This is a genomic window from Ancylobacter sp. 3268, assembly GCF_031456575.1.
Lineage (GTDB): Bacteria > Pseudomonadota > Alphaproteobacteria > Rhizobiales > Xanthobacteraceae > Ancylobacter.
Genome location: NZ_JAVDUX010000004.1, coordinates 70,947 through 89,875, shown reverse-complemented (window position 1 = coordinate 89,875; position 18,929 = coordinate 70,947). Strand labels below are relative to the sequence as shown.

Genomic DNA, 18,929 nt, shown 5'->3' with positions numbered 1-18,929 from the left:
GGCTGCGCCGACGGCTGGCGCCGCAGGCGGGGCGGCTGGTAGCTTCGCCGCCATGTTCTCCTTCCCCAGCCCCAGCCCCGACCTCCTGCCCTGGATCGGCTGCGCATGGATGGCACGGCCATGGCGCGCGTGCGCCTCGGGCCGGCGCGGGAGGCGCGCGCCGGCATCGGGCGGTGCGGCATGAAAGGCGGGCCGAGCCGGACCGCCTGGGGTGTCGCGCGGCTGCGCGCGCTGCATCAGCTGCGCGATGGCGGCGCGATCTTCCCCGATCCTTTCGCCATCGCCCTGCTGGGCGAGGATGTCGCGGCGCTGCACGCCCGGCCGGAAACGCCGGATTCGCGCCGGGTGCGCCGCTTCATCGCCGCGCGCAGCCGCATCGGCGAGGCCTTCCTGGCGCATGCGGTCGAGCGCGGGGTGCGCCAGGCGGTGATGCTAGGGGCGGGGTTCGATACGTTCGCGCTGCGCAATCCCTATCCCGATCTCCAGGTCTTCGAAATCGATCATCCGGCGACCCAGGCGCACAAGCGGGCGCGGCTGACGGCGGCGGGGCTGGCGATCCCCGACCGCCTCCGCCTGGTGCCGGTCGATTTCGAGCGGGATTCTCTGATGGAGGCGCTGAGCGCGGCCGGATTCGCGGCGGCGGCGCCGTGCTTCTTCCTGTGGCTGGGCGTCATCGTCTATCTGACGCCGGAGGCGATCGACGCGACGCTGCGGCTCATCGCCGGCCTCGACGATGCCGAGCTGGTGTTCGACTATACCGAGCCTCCGGAGAACTTTCCCGAGGCCGCGCGGGCATTCGTCGCCGAGCGGCGCCGCCGGGTCGCCGCGATCGGCGAGCCTTGGGTCAGCCATTTCCGCCGGGAGGAGATGGCCGCGCGGCTGCAGGCGCACGGCTTTGCGCACAGCGAGGATCTCGACGGTGCGGCGATCGAGGACTGGATCGCCGCGCATACGCCGGGAATGGATGGCCGACGCATCGCCGGCTCGCATCTGGTGCGGGCGCGGGTCCGGCGCTGACCGCTTCGCGCCGTTCTCAGTGCACCGACTGGCCGGCCCGGCGCACCGGGCGGCCGGAGGGCGCCGCGGGCGCCCCATGCCGGCTGCCGCCCGTAGCGGCCTTGCGCTGAACGCGCTCGTCGAACAGCTCGGCCAGCTTCTCGGTCATGGCGCCGCCCAGCTCCTCGGCGTCGACGATGGTGACGGCGCGCTTGTAGTAGCGGGTCACGTCATGGCCGATGCCGATGGCGATCAGTTCGACCGGCGACTTGTCCTCGATCTGCTGGATCACCCAGCGCAGATGGCGCTCGAGGTAGTTGCCGGGGTTCACCGACAGGGTGGAATCATCGACCGGCGCGCCATCGGAGATCATCATCAGGATGCGGCGGGATTCGTTGCGCGCCAGCAGCCGGTTATGCGCCCAGTCGAGCGCCTCGCCGTCGATGTTCTCCTTCAGCAGGCCCTCGCGCATCATCAGGCCGAGGTTCTTGCGCGCGCGGCGCCAGGGCGCGTCCGCCGACTTGTAGATGATGTGGCGCAGGTCGTTGAGCCGCCCCGGCGCCGCCGGCTTGCCGGCGGTGAGCCAGTTCTCGCGCGCCTGACCGCCCTTCCACGCCTTGGTGGTGAAGCCGAGGATCTCCACCTTCACGCCGCAGCGCTCCAGCGTGCGGGCGAGAATGTCGGCGCAGGCGGCGGCCACCGTGATCGGCCGGCCGCGCATGGAGCCGGAATTGTCGAGCAGCAGCGTCACCACGGTGTCGCGGAAATCGGTGTCGCGCTCGCGCTTGAAGGACAGCGGCTGCATCGGGTCGATGATCACGCGCTGGAGCCGCGCCGGATCGAGCATGCCCTCTTCGAGATCGAACTCCCAGCCACGGTTCTGCTGCGCCATCAGCTTGCGTTGCAGCCTATTGGCGAGGCGGGCGACCACGCCCTGCAGATGCGACAGCTGCTTGTCGAGATAGGCGCGCAGCCGGGCGAGCTCCTCGGGGTCGCACAGCTCGTCGGCGCTCACCGTTTCGTCGAAGCGCGGGGTGAAGGCATGGTATTCCGGTGGCTTCGGCTCGGCGGGCACAGCGTTCTGCGGCCGCCAGGGCTCGGAGGATTCGTCCGCCTCCCCGAGTTCGGCATCGTCGGAGAGCTCGGATTGCGGCTGCTCCTGCTGGTCCTCGCTGTCCTCCGGCGTCTGGTCGGAGGAGAGATCGGTGTCGACCTCGGTGGTGCCTTCGCTGTTCTCATCCTGCTCGGCATCGCTGCCCTTGCCGGAATCGTCCTCGCGCTGGTCGTCGGCGTCGGTGGAGGGGTCGTTGTTCTCATCGAAGGGGGCGACGTCCTCGCCCATGCCGAGCGAGGAGAGCAGGTCCCGCATCGCCTCAGCGAAACGCGCCTGATCGCCGGCCTGGCTGACCATCTCGTCAAGCGCGAGACCGGCGCGCTCCTCGATGAAGCCGCGCCACAGATTGACCATCTCGCGCGCCGCCGCCGGCGGCGCCATGCCGGTCATGCGCTCGCGCAGCATCAGCGCCACCGCGTCTTCCAGCGGGGCGTCGGCGCGGTCGGCGAGCTGGGCGAAGTTCGCTTTCTGGTAGCGATCGTCCAGCATGGCGGAGAGATTGAGCGCCACCCCGTCCATGCGCAGCGCGCCCAGCGATTCGCAGCGCGCCTGCTCGGCGGCGTCGAAGGCGGCGCGGGCCTGCTGGCCGATCGGCGTATGCCGCTTGTGCACCTTGGGATCATGGCAGGCGAGGCGCAGCGCCATGGAATCGGCGTGGCCGCGCATGATCGCCGCATCCTGCTTGGTCATGCGGCGCGCCGGCTCCTGCAGCCGGATCCGCCCCTCGGCGAAGCCCGGCTTCTCGGTGCCGAAGCTCACTTCCAGGTCCCGGTCACCGGCGATCGCGCGCAGGCAGCCGGTCACCGCGCGCTTGAGCGGTTCGGTCGGGGCTTCCTTGGGCGGCGTGCGGGTCGGACGGTTGGACGGGTTCGAGCTGCTCATGGCGGATGCCTTGGATCGAGAGGAAGCCCCTGATTGGAGGCCTTCTTCCCCCTCCCCATCGGGAGAGGTGGCCCGCGAAGCGGGGTCGGCGAGGGCGACATGATCGGGAGGTCAGGAAGAACCCTCACCCCCTCCCTCTCCCCGACGGGAGAGGGAGGAGGAACCCACCGGGTGATGGCGCCGCGCCTATGACAGGACGACGTTCACCGCCGATTCCGGCAGCTCCTTGCCGAAGCAGCGCTGGTAGAACTCGGCCACCAGCGCGCGCTCCAGCTCGTCGCACTTGTTGAGGAAGGTCACGCGGAACGCGAAGCCGAGATCCTTGAAGATTTCGGCATTCTCGGCCCAGGTGATCACCGTGCGCGGGCTCATCACCGTCGACAGGTCGCCATTGATGAAGGCCTGGCGGGTGAGGTCGGCAAGGCGCACCATGCGCGAGACGGTGTCGCGGCCTTCCGTCGTCTGGAAGTGCTTGGCCTTGGAGGCGACGATATCGACCTCCTTGTCATGCGCCAGATAGTTCAGCGTGGTGACGATGGACCAGCGGTCCATCTGCGCCTGGTTGATCTGCTGGGTGCCGTGATACAGGCCGGTGGTGTCGCCGAGGCCGATGGTGTTGGCGGTGGAGAACAGCCGGAAGGCGCCGTGCGGGCGGATGACGCGGTTCTGGTCGAGCAGCGTCAGGCGGCCGGCGCTCTCCAGCACGCGCTGGATGACGAACATCACGTCCGGACGGCCGGCATCGTACTCGTCGAACACCAGCGCGACGTTGTTCTGGTAGGCCCAGGGCAGGATGCCGTCGCGGAACTCGGTGACCTGAAGGCCGTCCTTCACCACGATGGCGTCCTTGCCGATCAGGTCGATACGGCTGATGTGGCTGTCGAGGTTGACGCGGATGCACGGCCAGTTGAGGCGGGCGGCGACCTGCTCGATATGGCTCGACTTGCCGGTGCCGTGATAGCCGGTGACCATCACGCGGCGGTTATGCGCGAAGCCGGCGAGGATGGCGAGCGTGGTCGGGCGGTCGAACAGATAGTCCGGGTCGATGTCCGGCACATATTCGTCGGGTTCGGCATAGGCCGGCACTTCGAGATCGACGTCGAGGCCGAACACCTGACGCACCGAGACCTTCATGTCGGGCAGCGCCGGAGCTGCGTTAAGCGAGGCGGTCATTCTTCCTCCGTTGCCGCGTCGAACCGCGGGCTGGGCTGGCCAAGGCCGGGTTCTAGCAGAAGCCGGTACTCTTGAGGTGGTTATAAGCCTGGATGACGTCGCGCAGGCGATCCTCCGTCGAGGTGTCGCCGCCATTGGCATCCGGGTGGAATCTTTTCACGAGCTCCTTGAAGCGCGCCTTGATCTCCTCAGTGGTCGCGCTGAATTCGAGGCCGAGGCTCTCGAAGGCGCGCCGCTCGGCATTGCGGATCATCCGGCTCTCGCGCGGCGGCTCGGGATCGGGGCGGTGGGCGCCGCCCATCTCGCCGAACATGCCGAACGGATCGGCGAAATTCTCCGGCTGGTGGTCCTGCGGGCCGCCCCGACGACCCTTGCTGCCGCCATTCTGGCCCATCTTCCAGGTCGGGCGATGGCCGGTCAGCGCGTCCTTCTGATAGGCGGCGACGGCGTCGTCCTTCATCCCGGCGAAATAATTGTAGGACTGGTTGTACTCGCGCACGTGATCGAAGCAGAAGCGCCAGAACTGGCCTTCCTGCTGCCGGCCCTTGGGCGCGCGGTGCGTCGACGCGTTGCAGCACCCCGCCCATTCACAGACGGGGCCTTCCGCCTTCGGGCGGCGATCACGGTCCGGCTTCACGCGGATGCGATCGAATATCGGGGAGTCGAGCTTCATGATCGGTCGATTATGCTGATGCGGGGGCAGGTATACAAGAAACCAAAAGAACGTCACCGTCCTGGGCGGCGATATTGACGCGGGACTGTGCGGCGGATAGCGCACTGCTCATGAGCACCGATCCCATTTCCGGCGACGCCGTCGCCGCCCGGCTCGCCCGCGTGCGCGCGGCGCTGGCCGATCTGTCGCCGAGCGTCCTCGAATTGATCGACGAGAGCCACCGCCACGAGGGCCATGGCGGACACCGGCCGGGCGAACTCACCCATCTTCGCATCCTCATCGTCTCGGCCGCCTTTGCCGGGCAGGGACGGCTCGCCCGCCACCGCATGGTCAACGGCCTGCTCGCCGCCGAACTGACCGGCGGTTTGCACGCGCTGGCGATCGAGGCAAAAGCTCCCGGGGAATAGGCGCCGGGCGAACGGGTCCGGCGCGGGCGGCCCTAGGGGCCGGTACGCCGCTATATGGTGGATCGGCGCGGTTTTTCCATGGCGGCCGCCCCGGTCGGCGCTCAGACCTGGACGCGCCGCACCCGGGCCGCCGGTGCCGGCGGGAGCCGGGCGGCGTCCAGCGGCACCACGCGGATCAGCGTGATGCGGTTGCGCTGCTTGCGCATGATCTGGAAGCGGAAACCGTGGAAGATGAAGGCCTGGCCGGGCTCGGGGATGATGCGGGCCTCGTGGATCACCAGGCCGGCCAGCGTGGTGGCTTCCTCGTCCGGCAGCGCCCAGCCCATGGCGCGGTTGAGGTCGCGGATCGCCACGGAGCCCTCGACATTGACCGAGCCGTCCGGGTGGCGGCGGGCGCCGGTGAAGGCGACATCGTGCTCGTCGGCAATGTCGCCGACGATCTCCTCCAATATGTCCTCCAGCGTCACCAGCCCCATCACCTCGCCATACTCGTCGACGACGAGGGCGAAATGCTGCTTGCGGCGGCGGAACGCCTTCAACTGGTCGGCGAGCGTGGTGACATCCGGCACGAACCACGGCTCGGCGGCGATCCTCTCAATATCCAGCCGCGCGACGTCGTTGCCCAGCCGTTGCAGCTCGCGCAGCAGGTCCTTCACGTGCAGCACGCCGACGATGTTGTCCGGCTTGTCCCGCCACAGCGGGATGCGGGTGAAGGGCGAGGCGAGCACCTCGCGCACCAGCTGATCCGGCGGCTCGTCGAGATCGAGGCTCATGATCTTGGTGCGGTGGACCATGATGTCGGACACTTCGAGCTCGTTGAGGTCGAGCAGGCCGCCCAGCATGTCGCGCTCGTCCTTCACCACGCTGCCCTCGCGATGCAGCAGGTCGACGGCGCCGCGCAGCTCCTCGGCGCCGGAGAGCACGCTGCGGGTCTTGCCGACCTCCAGGCCGATCGCGCGCAGCAGCCGGCGCACCAGGGTCTCGATGGCGAGGGTGAGCGGCCCGAACAGGCCGACGGCGAAGCGGATCGGCCGCGCCACCGCCAGGGCCACGCGGTCGGGGTGATTGATGGCGATGGTTTTCGGCAGCACCTCGGAGAAGATGACGATGACCGCCGTCATGCCGATGGTCGCATAGGCGATGCCGGCGGTGCCGAACCAGTCGAGCAGCAGGCCGGTCGCCAGCGAGGAGGCGGCGATGTTGACGAGGTTGTTGCCGAGCAGGATGCCGCCGATGAGCCGCTCGCGCAGCGCCATCATGCGGTTGACCAGCGCGGCGCGGGCGTCGCCGTTCTTCTCCAGCGCGTGCATGCGTGCCTTGGAGGCGGCGGTGAGCGCGGTCTCGCTGCCCGAGAAGAAGAAGGACAGCATCAGGCAGATGACGACCGCGCCGAGCGCGAGCCAATCGCTGGTGATCAAGGCGTCCTCCTCAGGCTGCTGTCATCCAAGCATAATGCGCATCCGGGGCGCGATCGACGCCCGAGCCCTCGGCCGTGGCGGAATCGGTGGCCCCTGCCATCGGTCGCCGGATGCGGGACTTGGGCTGGCCCGGGCATCAAAGCCGTGCGGGACGTTTCGGATCAAGGCCGGCCCGTCCGGCCGCGCCGGGGGGCAAGAGGGGGAGGCGGGACCGCAACCCGCCCGCCATCGCCGGCGTGACGCGCCCTGCCGCGGCGGCGCGGCTAGGCCGTCCGCTCGGCTTCCAGGAAGCGGCGGATCGCTTGCGGATCGATGTCCTTGGCGACGAAGGCCCGGCCGATGCCGCGTACCAGGATGAAGGTCAGCGCGCCGCGCGAGACCTTCTTGTCCTGGGCGATGAGGTTCATCAGTCCGTCGGTGTCGGGCAATTCGCCGGGAATGTTCCGGATGCGGGTGGGCAGGCCGACGGCGTGGAGATGGGCCTCGACGCGCCGGGCATCCTCGACGGCACACAAGCCCTGCTCGGCGGAGAAGCGGAAAGCCTGGGCCATGCCCACCGCCACCGCCTCGCCATGCAGCAGGCGCTGGGAGAAGCCGGCGCCGGCCTCCAGCGCATGGCCGAAGGTGTGGCCGAGATTGAGCAAAGCGCGGTCGCCGGTCTCGAACTCGTCGCGGGCCACCACCGCCGCCTTGGAGGCGCAGCTGGTGGCGATCGCCTCGGTGCGGGCCGGCCCGCCGGCGAAGACTTCCTGCCATTTGCGCTCCAGCCAGGCGAAGAAGGGCGCGTTGTCGATCAGGCCGTATTTGGCGACTTCGGCGTAGCCGGCACGGAATTCGCGTAGCGGCAGGGTGTTGAGCGCATCGGCATCGGCCAGCACCAGGATCGGCTGGTGGAAGGCGCCGACGAGGTTCTTGCCATGGCGCGAATTGATACCGGTCTTGCCGCCCACCGAGGAATCCACCTGTGCCAGCAGGCTGGTCGGCAGCTGCACGAAATCGACGCCGCGCCGGAGCGCCGCCGCCGCGAAGCCGGCGAGATCGCCGACCACGCCGCCGCCCAGCGCCAGCACCAGGTCGCGCCGCTCGATACGGGCGGCGATGAGGGCGTCGACCACCTCCTCAAAGATGGCGAAGCTCTTCGACTTCTCGCCCGGCGGGATGATGACGGTGGCGGGAACGAGACCGGCCGCCTTCAGGCTGTCCTCGACGGCGGCGAGGTGGCGCTCGGCGACATTGGCGTCGCTGACGATGCCGACCCGCGCGCCGGGGCGGAGCGCGGCGATGCGCGCGCCGGCTTCGGCGATGAGGCCGGCGCCGATGACGATGTCGTAGCTGCGCGCCCCGAGGCCGACGGTCAGGCGGGTGGCGTCGGGGCGGTCGAGAGGGGCGGCAGCGGTCACGTGTGTTCTCCCGTCGAGCTGGGCGCGCCCAGATGCTGCATCAGCGCGTCGATCACCGTCTCGACCATTATGTCCTGCGGCACGTCGTGCGAGACCACGGTGACATGCGCGCCGGCATAGACCGGATAGCGCTGTTCCATGAGGCCGGCCAGCGTGCCCTCGGGGTCGGCGGTCTTGAGCAGCGGGCGATCGTCGCGACGGCGCACGCGGCGCATCAGCACGTCGAGCTCCGCCTTGAGCCAGACGGAGACGCCGTGGCGCGCCACCATTTCGCGGGTCTCGGCGTTCATCCAGGCTCCGCCGCCGGTGGCGAGCACCATCGGCCCGGCCTCCAACAACCGGGCGATGACGCGCTTCTCGCCGTCTCGGAAGGCCGGTTCGCCGTGATGGGCGAAGATCTCCGGTATGGTCATGCCGGCGGCCTGCTCGATTTCGATGTCGGCATCGGAGAACGGCAGGCCGAGACGCTTGGCGAGGCGCTTGCCGACCGAGGACTTGCCGGCGCCCATCATGCCGACGAGCACGATCGAGCGCACGCCGAGATGCGCGCGCAGCGCGTCCGCCTTGGTGTCGCCGGGCGTGGTGGTCATGCAGTCCCTCTCGCCGCGCGACCTAGCATCCGGCACCTTGCGATGCAATCGCGCGGCAAAGGCCGGAGGCCGGCCGGTCACGGGGCGGACTTTCGTCCCACCGCGGAAACGCACTAGCATGGCCGGCGATCCGCCGTTCCGATTCGTCCGCCTGCCCGGAGGCGCCAGAGCCTATGCCGAGCCTGATCCGTCTTCTCGTGGTGCTCGCCGTCCTCGGCGGGATCGCCTATGGGATCATGTGGTCGCTCGCCACTCTCGTCGAGCCGCAGAAGCGCGAAATGAGCGTGCCGGTGCCGCAGGAGCGTTTCGCCAAATAGACGGCGGCGTTTCGCCAAACAAAGGGTGTGCCGATGGGCCGTCCGGTCGCGCTGTTCCTCGACATGCTCGCCGCCGAGCGCGGGGCGAGCGCCAATACGCTCGCCGCCTACCAGCGCGATCTGGACGACTATGCCGAGTTCCTCGGCGGCCAGGACAAGGCCGCCGGGTGCGGCACGCCGGATATCCGCGCCTATCTCGCCGAGCTGACCCGACGCGGGCTGAAGGGGGCTACCGTGGCGCGGCGGCTGTCGGCGCTGCGTCAGTTCCACCGCTTCCTCTATGTCGAGGGCTACCGCGGCGACGATCCCGCCGCGGTGCTGGAAGGCCCCAAGCGCGGCCGGCCACTGCCGAAGGTGCTGAGCCTTGCCGAGGTGACGCGGCTGATCGAGACCGCGCATGAGCGTGCGACCGCGGCGTCGGCCTCGCCGGCGGAAGCGGCGCGGCGGGCGCGGGTCGCCTGTTTCGTCGAACTGCTCTATGCCACCGGTCTGCGCGTCTCCGAGCTGGCGGCGCTGCCCGCGGCGGCGGCGCGGGCCAAGGGCGACGCCATCATCGTGCGCGGCAAGGGCAACAAGGAGCGGCTGGTGCCGCTGGGCGAGCCGGCCCGCGCCGCCATGGCGACCTATCGCGCCGCGCTTGCCGCGGCGCGGGCAGGCAGGGAAAAGGAACCTGCGGAAAAGGGCGGGACGGCCAGGAAAGCCAGGGGGGGCAAGGAGAACGGAACCGGCGAGCCGGGGCCGGCGGGCGCGAAGGAAGAAGCGCGCTGGCTGTTTCCATCCTCCGCCGCCAGCGGCCATGTCACTCGCCAGCAGGTGGCGCTCGACCTGAAGGACCTGGCGGCCGCTGCCGGCATCGACGCCGCCAAGCTCTCCCCGCACGTGATGCGCCACGCCTTCGCCAGCCACCTGCTCGCCCACGGCGCGGAACTGCGCATGGTGCAGACGCTGCTCGGCCATTCCGACATCTCGACCACCCAGATCTACACCCATGTGCTCGACGACCGGCTGAAGAGCCTGGTGCGCGACCTGCACCCGCTCGCCGATGGCGAGGCGGAGTAGCCGCGGCACCGGGGAATCTCAGCGAGGGGAGCGGCGTCGGCGCGTTCGGGCTCCTGCGGCCACAACAAGGCGCCGCCGCCGCGCGGATTCCGCCCCGCCGGCGAGGCGGAATGACGCGGAATCGGCGGCGCGGGCGGCTTTGCGCGGGCGCGGGCGGCACCTTGCCTTGACGTCGCCACCCTCTCGGGGCAGCTTCCGCGCGCAATCGTGGGCCGTCCGACCGGGCGGCCTCCTTCACCACAGCCGGATTTGCCGATCAGCGATGCGCAGTTACCTCGATTTTGAGAAGCCCGTGGCCGAGCTCGAGGCCAAGCTGGAGGAATTGCGCGCCATGTCCGCGCAGGGCGACGCCGTCGCCATCGGCGACGACATCGCGCGGCTGGAGGCCAAGGCGAACGAGGCGCTGTTCCAGCTCTACGCCAATCTCAGCCCCTGGCAGAAGACCTCGGTGGCGCGCCATCCGCTGCGCCCGCACTTCCTCGACTACGCCTCCTATCTGTTCGAGGAGTTCACCCCGCTGGCCGGCGACCGGCTGTTCGGCGAGGACGAGGCGATCATCGGCGGGCCGGCGCGCTTCCGCGGCCGGGCGGTGATGCTGCTCGGCCATGAGAAGGGCTCCACCACCGAGACCCGCATCAAGCACAATTTCGGCATGGCGCGGCCGGAAGGCTACCGCAAGGCGGTGCGCCTGATGGAGATGGCCGACCGCTTCCAGCTGCCGGTGATCTCGCTGGTCGACACCGCCGGTGCGTTTCCCGGCCTCGACGCCGAGGAGCGCGGCCAGGCCGAGGCGATCGCCCGTTCCACCGATGTCTGCCTGTCGCTCGGCGTGCCGAACGTGGCGGTGATCATCGGCGAGGGCGGCTCCGGCGGCGCCATCGCCATCGCCACCACCAACCGGGTGCTGATGCTGGAGCACGCCATCTACAGCGTGATCTCGCCGGAAGGCGCCGCCTCGATCCTGTGGCGCGACACAGCCAAGGCGCAGGAGGCGGCGACCAACATGAAGATCACCGCCCAGGACCTGCAGAAGTTCCACATCGTCGACCAGATCATCCCCGAGCCGGCGGGCGGCGCCCATCGCAACCCGGAAAAGGCGATGGACGGGGCGGGCGACGCCATCGAATCGGCGCTGCACGACCTCGACGGGCTCGACCCGGCGGCGCTGCGCAAGGCGCGGCGCGAGAAGTTCCTCGCCATCGGCCGCACCCTCTAGCGCCGGTGGCGCCGTGCGGAAGAAGGGGGAGGGGGAGTGCATCCCGGCCGGGCTCTTGCGGTAACTGTCTGGCAAGGATAACCCTCTAGGCTGTCGCGTCTTGGTGACCGGGAATGACGGACCGGGATTGACGGGGAGTTTCGCGTTGAGCCCATCGGCTTCTTCACGGCCCGCATATCTTTCAGCGGGCGCGCGCTTACGGGCGCTCATGCTCGCAGGCGCGGCGGCGCTGGCGCTTGCCGGCTGCACCGGCGACGGCGGCCCGTCCGTCAACGCCAAGGCGATGAAGGCGCTGAGTCCGCAGACGCTCGCCCTCATCAGCGAGAAGGGCATGTCGAAGGACAGCCCCATCGTGGTGCGCATCTACAAGGAGGAATCCGAGCTCGAAGTGTGGAAGGAAACCACTTCGGGCGAGTATGCGCTCCTGAAGACCTACCCGATCTGCCGCTGGTCCGGCGAGCTCGGCCCGAAGGTGAAGGAGGGTGACCGGCAGGCGCCGGAGGGTTTCTACACCATCACCCCGGGCCAGATGAACCCGAACTCCAGCTACTACCTCTCCTTCAATCTCGGCTTTCCCAACGCCTATGACCGTGCCTGGGGCCGCACCGGCGCGCATCTGATGGTGCATGGCGACTGCTCCTCGGCCGGCTGCTATGCCATGACCGACGAGCAGATCCAGGAGATCTTCGCGCTCGGCCGCGAAAGCTTCCAGGGCGGGCAGCGCGCCTTCCAGGTGCAGGCCTATCCCTTCCGCATGACGGCGGACAACCTCGCCCGCCACCGCAACAACCCGAACCTTGCCTTCTGGCGCATGCTGAAGGAGGGCAGCGACACCTTCGAGGTGACGCGGCAGCTGCCCAAGGTGGATGTCTGCGGCCGGCGCTATGTGTTCAACGCCACGCCGGCAGACCCGAACGCCCGCTTCGATCCCAACGCGCCGTGCCCGGAATTCACCCAGCCGGATGGGCTCGGCGAGGCGATCGCGGCGCGCAAGGCCACGGATTCGCAGAGGATCGCGTCCGCCTCCGTGCCCGCCGCGCCGGTGAAGACCGGCAAGGATGGCGGCATGAACAAGGTGTTCCTCGCCAAGCTGGCCAACCCGCAGGCCAAGGCGCCGGGTTCGCTGCCGGCAGTGGTGAAGCCGCCGGGCTCGGATTACGGCGTCGCCACCAACGAGCCGGCGCCGGCCGACAGCATCGCGCTGGCCACCGCCGAGCAGGTGCCGATGGCGGCCGATGTCCCGTTGCCGGAGCCGCGCCCCGCCGATGCGCCCGCCGGCCTTGCCCCGCAGCTGGCTTCCACCAGCGAGATGTCGCTGTTCGGGCGTCCCGCCCCGGCGCCGACGGCTCAGGTGGCGTCCCTCGACCAGGGCGGCGCTTCGAGCGGGCTGCTTGCCAGCGTGAACCGCCTTCTCGGCCGCAGCGAGACGCCTGCCGAGCCGGCAGCCTCGCCGGCGCCCGCCGGGACGCCTGCCGCCGCGTCGCCGGCGCCTTCGGGCCTTTCCGCCCTCAGCAGCTGGCTGACCGGCAAGAGCGCCGAGCCGGCTCCCGCGCCGGCCGCTTCTGCTGCCGCTCCCGCCGATGTGCCGGTGCCGCCGGTGCGTCCGCCGGCGCCGCGCGCCGCCGCTCCTGCCGCTGCGCCGCAGCCGCAGGCGAGCCGCGCACCCATGGGTGTGGCGCCGGTGGCTGCGGCGAATGCGTCGGTCAGTGCCCCGATGCCGATTGCCGCCGCCGCACCGGCATCGGCGACTGGCGCGCTTCCGGGGGCCTCGATCCTGTCGACGGGAACGTTCTCCTCGTCATCCGCGGCGATTCAATAGTTCCTCTCGTCGTGCGGGACCCATCAAGAAAAAGGCGCCCGCCAAACCGGCCGGGCGCCTTTTTCGTCGATGGTTGTCCGAGGCCACATCCCGTGTGGCGGGCGGCTGGCTTTGCCGGAAGCTGACGGCAAGGCGCCTGCGAGGCTGCTGACCGCCCCGTTCTCGACCTCGCGGCGGGAGGACCAGCGGCCCCGCCGGGCCCGCCGCCTCGCGACATGGCATGCGGAGATCTCGGCCTGCCTTTTTGCCTGGCGGGCGCAAGAGGGCGCCGGGGCGTGCAAGCCTGCCGCCTGCCTCCCGCCCGCGCTCAGGCGATCGCGCAGCTATGGATGGCGGCGACCCGCCAGCCCGAGGCCGTCAGGCGCCACACGCGGCTGAAACGCAGCGCCATGGTGAACGGCACGCCCCCGGCAACACCCTCGGCATCGGCGCGCAACACCGTGTGGACGTTCTGCGCGTCGAGCGCGCGGATGCGCAGATCGGAGAAGGCGACGCGGTGCAGTCGCAGCGTTCCCGAGCGGTGCAGGTCGAGATCGGCCTGCTTGTCGAGGATGCGGCCGGACATGTCGACGAACACCATGTCGTCGGCCAGCAGGGCATCGAGGGCCGCGACGTCACCGGCGAGTGCCGCGAGGCGGAGGCGTTCCTCCGCCGCGGCGATCGCGTCGAGGACGCCCGCCGCCGCGATCATGTGAAGCGGCCGTGGCAGTGCTTGTACTTCAGGCCGGAGCCGCAGGGGCAGGGCTCGTTGCGCCCGACACGGCCCCAGCTCGCCGGGTCGTTCGGGTCGCGCGCCGGCTCCGCCGGGGCGAGCGTGGCCGCGTCGAAGTTTTCGCCGGCCAGCTGAGCGAACTCGTCCTCACCGGTCACCGCATCGATATGATGCGCGCTCATCATCGCCGGCTCTTCCGGCGGCGGCGTGGTCATGATCTCCACCCGCATCAGCTGGGCGGTCACCGCCTCGCGCAGGTTCGAGAGCATGGCTTCGAACAGCTGGAAGGCCTCGGACTTGTATTCATTGAGAGGATCGCGCTGGCCGTAGCCACGCAGGCCGATCACCTGGCGCAGATGGTCGAGCGTGACGAGATGCTCGCGCCAGAGATGGTCGAGCGTCTGCAGCAGGATCGACTTCTCGACATAGCGCATGATCTCGGGGCCGTATTTGGCGGCCTTCGCCGCCATCGCCTCATCGGCGCGGGCCTGGATGCGCTGGCGCAGCTCCTCGTCGGCAATGCCTTCCTCATGGCCCCACTCGACCACCGGCAGGTCGAGGCCGAGCACGTTGCGCAGCTGCTCGGCAAGCCCGGCGGTGTCCCATTGCTCCGGGTAGGCGGTGGGCGGCACGTGCTTGGCGACGATGTCCTCGATGATGCCGTGGCGCATCTCGGCGACGGTCTCGGCGACGTCCTCGTCCTGCATCAGCTCGACGCGCTGCTCGAACACCACCTTGCGCTGGTCGTTCATCACGTCGTCATATTTCAAGAGGTTCTTGCGGATGTCGTAGTTGCGAGCCTCGACCTTCTGCTGCGCCTTCTCCAGCGCCCGGTTGATCCAGGGATGGATGATCGCCTCGCCCTCCTTGAGGCCGAGCTTCTGCAGCATGCCATCGAGCCGGTCCGACCCGAAGATGCGCATCAGGTCGTCTTCCAGCGACAGGAAGAAATGCGAGTGGCCGGGGTCGCCCTGGCGGCCGGAGCGGCCGCGCAGCTGGTTGTCGATGCGCCGGCTTTCATGGCGCTCGGTGCCGATGACGTAGAGCCCGCCCGCCTCCAGCGCCTTCTTCTTCAGGCGCGCGATCTCGTCGCGGATGGCCTGCTCGGCGCTGGCGCGCTGCTCGCCCTCGGGCATGTCGGCGAGCTCGTGCGAGATGCGCATCTCGGCATTGCCGCCCAGCTGGATGTCGGTGCCGCGGCCGGCCATGTTGGTGGCGATGGTGATGGCGCCGGGCACGCCGGCCTGAGCGACGATGTAGGATTCCTGCTGGTGATGGCGGGCGTTGAGCACCGCGAACACCTTGTCGTCGGCCTTGCCCTGGTCGCCGTCATAGAGCGGGCGGAAGGCGTCCGGATCGCTGAAATCCTTCTGCTTGAAGCCACGCTTCTTGAGCAGTTCGGCGAGCAGCTCGGATTTCTCGATCGAGGTGGTGCCGACCAGCACCGGCTGGCCGCGCTGCTTGCAGTCGGTGATCAGCTCGATGATGGCGTTGTATTTCTCGTTTGCCGTCCGATAGACCTCGTCGTCGTCGTCGATGCGCTTGACCGGCAGATTGGTCGGGATCTCGATGACTTCGAGATTGTAGATGTCCTGGAATTCCGCCGCCTCGGTGTTCGCCGTGCCGGTCATGCCGGCCAGCTTTTCGTACATGCGGAAGTAGTTCTGGAAGGTGATGGAGGCCAGCGTCTGGTTTTCCGGCTGCACCTGCACCCGCTCCTTGGCCTCCAGCGCCTGATGCAGGCCCTCGGAGTAGCGGCGGCCCGGCATCATGCGGCCGGTGAATTCGTCGATGATGACCACCTCGTCATTGCGGACGATGTAGTCCTTGTCGCGCTGGAACAGCGTGTGGGCGCGCAGCGCCTGGTTGACGTGGTGCACCACCGAGACGTTCTCGACGTCGTAGAGGTTGTCGCCCTTGAGCAGGCCGGCGTCGCGCAGCAGGGTCTCGATCTTCTCCATGCCGGCCTCGGTCATGGCGACAGAGCGCTGCTTCTCGTCGACCGTGTAGTCTTCCTTCGACAGCTTCGGGATATAGGTGTCGATGGTATTGTAGAAATCCGAGCGGTCGTCGAGCGGGCCGGAGATGATCAGCGGCGTGCGCGCCTCGTCGACCAGGATCGAATCGACCTCGTCGACCACGGCGAAATAGTGCGGGCGCTGCACCATCTGGTCCAGCTCGTACTTCATGTTGTCGCGCAGATAGTCGAAGCCGAGCTCGTTATTGGTGGCGTAGGTGACGTCGCAGGCATAGGCCGCGCGGCGTTCATTGTCGTCCATGCCATGGACGATGATGCCGGTGGTGAGGCCGAGGAAGCCGTAGACGCGGCTCATCCACTCGGCGTCGCGGCGGGCGAGGTAGTCGTTGACGGTGACGACGTGCACGCCCTTGCCGGCGAGGGCGTTGAGATAGACCGGGGCGGTGGCGACCAGCGTCTTGCCTTCGCCGGTGCGCATCTCCGCGATGCCGCGCTCGTGCAGAACCATGCCGCCGATGAGCTGGACATCGAAATGCCGCTGGCCGAGCGCGCGCCGGGCGGCTTCGCGCACGGTGGCGAAGGCGGGAACCAGCAGGTCGTCGAGGCTGGCGCCGTTGGCGATCTGCTCCTTGAACTGCGCGGTGCGGGCGCGCAGTTCCTCGTCGGTCAGCTTCACCAGCTCCGGCTCGAGCGCGTTGATGGCAGCGACTTTCGGCTGGTAGCCGCGCACGCGGCGGTCATTGGCCGATCCGAAGAGCTTTCGCGCGAGAGCGCCGAACATGAGGCTTCCAATCCGTTCCCGCCAAGTCGGAGAACGGAGCGCGGCGGTGACGGGCCGCCGGCCCCGCGTAACGCACGCTCCCGCCGGCCGGGAGCATCTGCCGGTTCACCGAAACCCCTTTTGCGGCCGAAATGGGTCTTTCGAACGAAGCCGGCACGCCCCGTGAACGCTCGCCAGCGTCACAAAGACGCGAGCGACCGGAAGGCTTCGCGGTGCGTGCCACACTTATGAACGGGTTTAGGGGTTGTCAATCGCAGGCACGACGCCCTTTTCATGCCGATCCCGAAGAGAGGGGTGCTTGCAACCGACCACGTTCCGGGCCAGCTTTCGCCCGCCCGTACCGCGGACAACCGCAAACCTGCGAGGAACGCTTTTCATGAACCCCACCCGTCCGCACGCCACCAAGGCGCCGATCCGCGCGCGCGCCCTGTTGGGCGCCGGTGCGCTCGCCCTGATCCTCGGCGCCGCGCTCGTCCTGCCGGGCGCCCCCGTCCAGGCGCAGACGGCGCCCGCGGCTTCCACCCAGGCTCCCGCCCAGACCGCTCCCGCGCAGGCCGCCGACACCGTGCTTGCCACGGTCAACGGCACGGCGATCACCCGTGCCGACGTGACCGCCGCCGCCGCCGAGCTGGGGCCGAACCTGCCGCCGCAGATCCAGGGCCCGGCTCGCGACGAATATGTGCTCGGCTTCCTGATCGACCTGACCGCCATGGCCCAGGCCGCCGAGGCGCAGAAGCTGGACGAGACCGCGGATTTCAAGCGCCAGCTCGAATTCATCAAGAAGCGCGTGCTGATGCAGGCGGCGCTTGAGCAGGCGGCGAAGGCGGCGGTGACCGACGAGGCGCTGAAGAAGACCTATGACGAGGCGCTGAAGCAGCAGAAGCCGGAAGAGGAGGTGCATGCGCGCCATATCCTGTTCCGCGCCGACGCCAATGACAAGGCGGCCTCCGAGGCGGCCGAGAAGAAGGCCAAGGACGTCGAGGCGCGGCTGAAGAAGGGCGAGGACTTCGCCAAGCTGGCCGGCGAACTCACCGAGGACCCCTCGGGCAAGCAGGATGGCGGCGATCTCGGCTTCTTCACCAAGGACCAGATGGTGCCGGAATTCGCCGAGAAGGCGTTCTCGATGAAGCCGGGCGACATCTCCGAGCCGGTGAAGACCCAGTTCGGCTGGCATGTCATCAAGGTGGAGGAGAAGCGCCAGAAGCCGTTGCCGACCTTCGACGAGGTGCGGCCGCAGATCGAGCAGTATCTGGTGCAGAAGGCGCAGGCCGACGCGGTGCAGAAGACCCGCGACGCCGCCAAGGTGGAGAAGACCGCGGCGGCGCCGAAGCCTTCCGACCTGACCACCCAGCCTCCCGCCGCACCGGCGGATGCGCCCAAGCCGGCGCAGTGAGGTCTGTCTCCCGGCAGGGGCTTCGTGTCGCTGCCCGCATCATGTGACGGAAGGCCGTCCGGGCGTGCCGGCGGCCTTCCTGCTTTCTCAGCACGGCTTCGCTTGTCAGGATGACGGCGCAGCGGACGCCGTCGGAGAGGCTCGCCTGGTCGCTTCCCCGGGAAGGGTGATTTCCCTCGATCCGCCCGGCGGGCGGCACCGCTCGAACCCGAAGCGTTCGCCGCTCTCGCTCAGCGCCGCGTCACGCCGCGCGCGATCTGACGGGCGAAGGCGTTGAACCCCTCGACGTCGTCATCGAGCCGGCGGACCAGCAGCCGCGCCCACAGGAAGCCGCTGACGATGTCGAGCGTGGTGTCGAGGTCGAGCTCCTCGTCGAGTTCGCCGCGCGCGCGGGCCCGCGCGAACACCGCCGCGACATGGTGGCGCCGCTCGCCGAGGAAGTTGCGCAGTGCCTCGAGCGCCGACGGCTCGGACTGCGCCTCGGCGATGATGGAGCGGAAGATGTCGCCGGCCGGTGTCTCCCGCCAGAACCGGCAGATGCTGCGGAGCATGGAGGCGAGGTCGCCCTCCAGCGTGCCGGTGTCGTCGTCCGCAAGCACGAGCTTCTGGCGGGCATAGACCTCGAGTAGCAGCGCCGCCTTGCCGTTCCACCATCTATAGATGGTCGGCTTGCCGGCGCCGGCGCGCTTCGCCACCTGCTCGATGGAGAAGCCGGCATAGCCGGCCTCGGCGAGCAGGTCCTGCGCGGCGTCGAGGATGGCGTCGGCGGATGCCTTGCTCCGGCGGGGACCGGCCGAGGTCCGGCCCGCAGCGCCCGGGCGCGCCGCGCCGGGCTTGGATCGGTCGTCGCGAGGGGTGGGCCTCGGGTCGGCGGGAGCGTCATTCATGGCGGCAGCTCTGCGGGTCGGATATCCAGGCTGCATTGTAGCGCCACTCCTCGGCTTGACAAAACGAAACGGATCGTTTTAATAAACGAAACGTTGCGTTTCGTATAGGTTATT

16 protein-coding genes are annotated in these 18,929 nt (G+C 69.1%); 7 read left to right on the top strand and 9 right to left on the bottom strand.

All coding sequences use genetic code 11. The annotated features are described in order from the left end of the window. Positions 1-105 precede the first annotated feature (105 nt). Positions 106-1,017 carry an SAM-dependent methyltransferase gene (locus tag J2X65_RS06735; protein ID WP_310199585.1) on the top strand — a complete coding sequence of 304 codons (912 nt, stop codon included), beginning with the start codon at positions 106-108 and terminating at the stop codon, positions 1,015-1,017. Between the two features lie 16 nt (positions 1,018-1,033). Here the strand turns inward: J2X65_RS06735 and cobT are convergent, their stop codons facing one another. The 3 genes from cobT to J2X65_RS06720 all read right to left on the bottom strand — a co-directional run bounded on the left by cobT (position 1,034) and on the right by J2X65_RS06720 (position 4,838). Then, the gene (gene cobT, locus J2X65_RS06730; protein WP_310199583.1) at positions 1,034-2,992 is read right to left on the bottom strand and encodes a cobaltochelatase subunit CobT; all 1,959 of its coding nucleotides are present in this window, start codon (positions 2,990-2,992) and stop codon (positions 1,034-1,036) included. Positions 2,993-3,178: 186 nt separating this feature from the next. Next, on the bottom strand, positions 3,179-4,165 hold the full coding sequence (gene cobS, locus J2X65_RS06725) for a cobaltochelatase subunit CobS (protein WP_310199581.1): 987 nt from the start codon (positions 4,163-4,165) through the stop codon (positions 3,179-3,181). A 52-nt stretch (positions 4,166-4,217) separates the two neighbouring features. After that, on the bottom strand, positions 4,218-4,838 hold the full coding sequence (locus J2X65_RS06720) for a J domain-containing protein (protein ID WP_310199579.1): 621 nt from the start codon (positions 4,836-4,838) through the stop codon (positions 4,218-4,220). A 110-nt stretch (positions 4,839-4,948) separates the two neighbouring features. Here J2X65_RS06720 and J2X65_RS06715 point away from each other — a divergent pair, with 110 nt between their 5' ends. Further along, the gene (locus J2X65_RS06715) at positions 4,949-5,245 is read left to right on the top strand and encodes a BolA family protein (RefSeq protein WP_310199577.1); all 297 of its coding nucleotides are present in this window, start codon (positions 4,949-4,951) and stop codon (positions 5,243-5,245) included. A gap of 101 nt (positions 5,246-5,346) precedes the next feature. Here J2X65_RS06715 and J2X65_RS06710 read toward each other — a convergent pair whose 3' ends face one another. The 3 genes from J2X65_RS06710 to J2X65_RS06700 all read right to left on the bottom strand — a co-directional run bounded on the left by J2X65_RS06710 (position 5,347) and on the right by J2X65_RS06700 (position 8,653). After that, positions 5,347-6,615, bottom strand: a complete 1,269-nt coding sequence (locus tag J2X65_RS06710) for an HlyC/CorC family transporter (RefSeq protein WP_404977682.1) — start codon at positions 6,613-6,615, stop codon at positions 5,347-5,349. Positions 6,616-6,926: 311 nt separating this feature from the next. Beyond that, positions 6,927-8,063: a 3-dehydroquinate synthase gene (gene aroB / locus J2X65_RS06705; RefSeq protein WP_310199574.1), complete on the bottom strand. Its 1,137-nt coding sequence runs from the start codon at positions 8,061-8,063 to the stop codon at positions 6,927-6,929. Next, positions 8,060-8,653 (bottom strand): shikimate kinase, encoded by a 594-nt coding sequence (locus tag J2X65_RS06700; protein WP_310199572.1) that lies wholly within the window; start codon positions 8,651-8,653, stop codon positions 8,060-8,062. The genes aroB and J2X65_RS06700 overlap by 4 nt, the downstream gene beginning before the upstream one ends. A gap of 173 nt (positions 8,654-8,826) precedes the next feature. Here J2X65_RS06700 and J2X65_RS06695 point away from each other — a divergent pair, with 173 nt between their 5' ends. From J2X65_RS06695 to J2X65_RS06680, 4 genes are all read left to right on the top strand, one after another. After that, positions 8,827-8,970: a hypothetical protein gene (locus J2X65_RS06695; protein WP_310199570.1), complete on the top strand. Its 144-nt coding sequence runs from the start codon at positions 8,827-8,829 to the stop codon at positions 8,968-8,970. A gap of 33 nt (positions 8,971-9,003) precedes the next feature. After that, the gene (locus J2X65_RS06690; RefSeq protein ID WP_310199568.1) at positions 9,004-10,029 is read left to right on the top strand and encodes a tyrosine recombinase; all 1,026 of its coding nucleotides are present in this window, start codon (positions 9,004-9,006) and stop codon (positions 10,027-10,029) included. Positions 10,030-10,291: 262 nt separating this feature from the next. Beyond that, positions 10,292-11,245 (top strand): acetyl-CoA carboxylase carboxyltransferase subunit alpha, encoded by a 954-nt coding sequence (locus J2X65_RS06685; protein ID WP_310199566.1) that lies wholly within the window; start codon positions 10,292-10,294, stop codon positions 11,243-11,245. A 208-nt stretch (positions 11,246-11,453) separates the two neighbouring features. Then, positions 11,454-13,064 carry a L,D-transpeptidase family protein gene (locus tag J2X65_RS06680; protein WP_310199564.1) on the top strand — a complete coding sequence of 537 codons (1,611 nt, stop codon included), beginning with the start codon at positions 11,454-11,456 and terminating at the stop codon, positions 13,062-13,064. A 307-nt stretch (positions 13,065-13,371) separates the two neighbouring features. Here J2X65_RS06680 and J2X65_RS06675 read toward each other — a convergent pair whose 3' ends face one another. After that, positions 13,372-13,755, bottom strand: coding sequence for a nuclear transport factor 2 family protein (locus J2X65_RS06675; RefSeq protein WP_310199562.1), 384 nt, complete (start codon positions 13,753-13,755; stop codon positions 13,372-13,374). Beyond that, positions 13,752-16,535 (bottom strand): preprotein translocase subunit SecA, encoded by a 2,784-nt coding sequence (gene secA / locus J2X65_RS06670; RefSeq protein WP_310199559.1) that lies wholly within the window; start codon positions 16,533-16,535, stop codon positions 13,752-13,754. The genes J2X65_RS06675 and secA overlap by 4 nt, the downstream gene beginning before the upstream one ends. Positions 16,536-16,911: 376 nt before the next feature. On the opposite strand from secA, the gene J2X65_RS06665 reads away from it, so the two are divergent. Further along, entirely contained in the window at positions 16,912-17,928 is a 1,017-nt protein-coding gene (locus J2X65_RS06665) for a peptidylprolyl isomerase (RefSeq protein WP_310199557.1), read from the top strand. A gap of 230 nt (positions 17,929-18,158) precedes the next feature. On the opposite strand, the gene J2X65_RS06660 is transcribed toward J2X65_RS06665, so the two are convergent. Further along, positions 18,159-18,815, bottom strand: coding sequence for a TetR/AcrR family transcriptional regulator (locus J2X65_RS06660; RefSeq protein ID WP_310199555.1), 657 nt, complete (start codon positions 18,813-18,815; stop codon positions 18,159-18,161). Positions 18,816-18,929 lie beyond the last annotated feature (114 nt).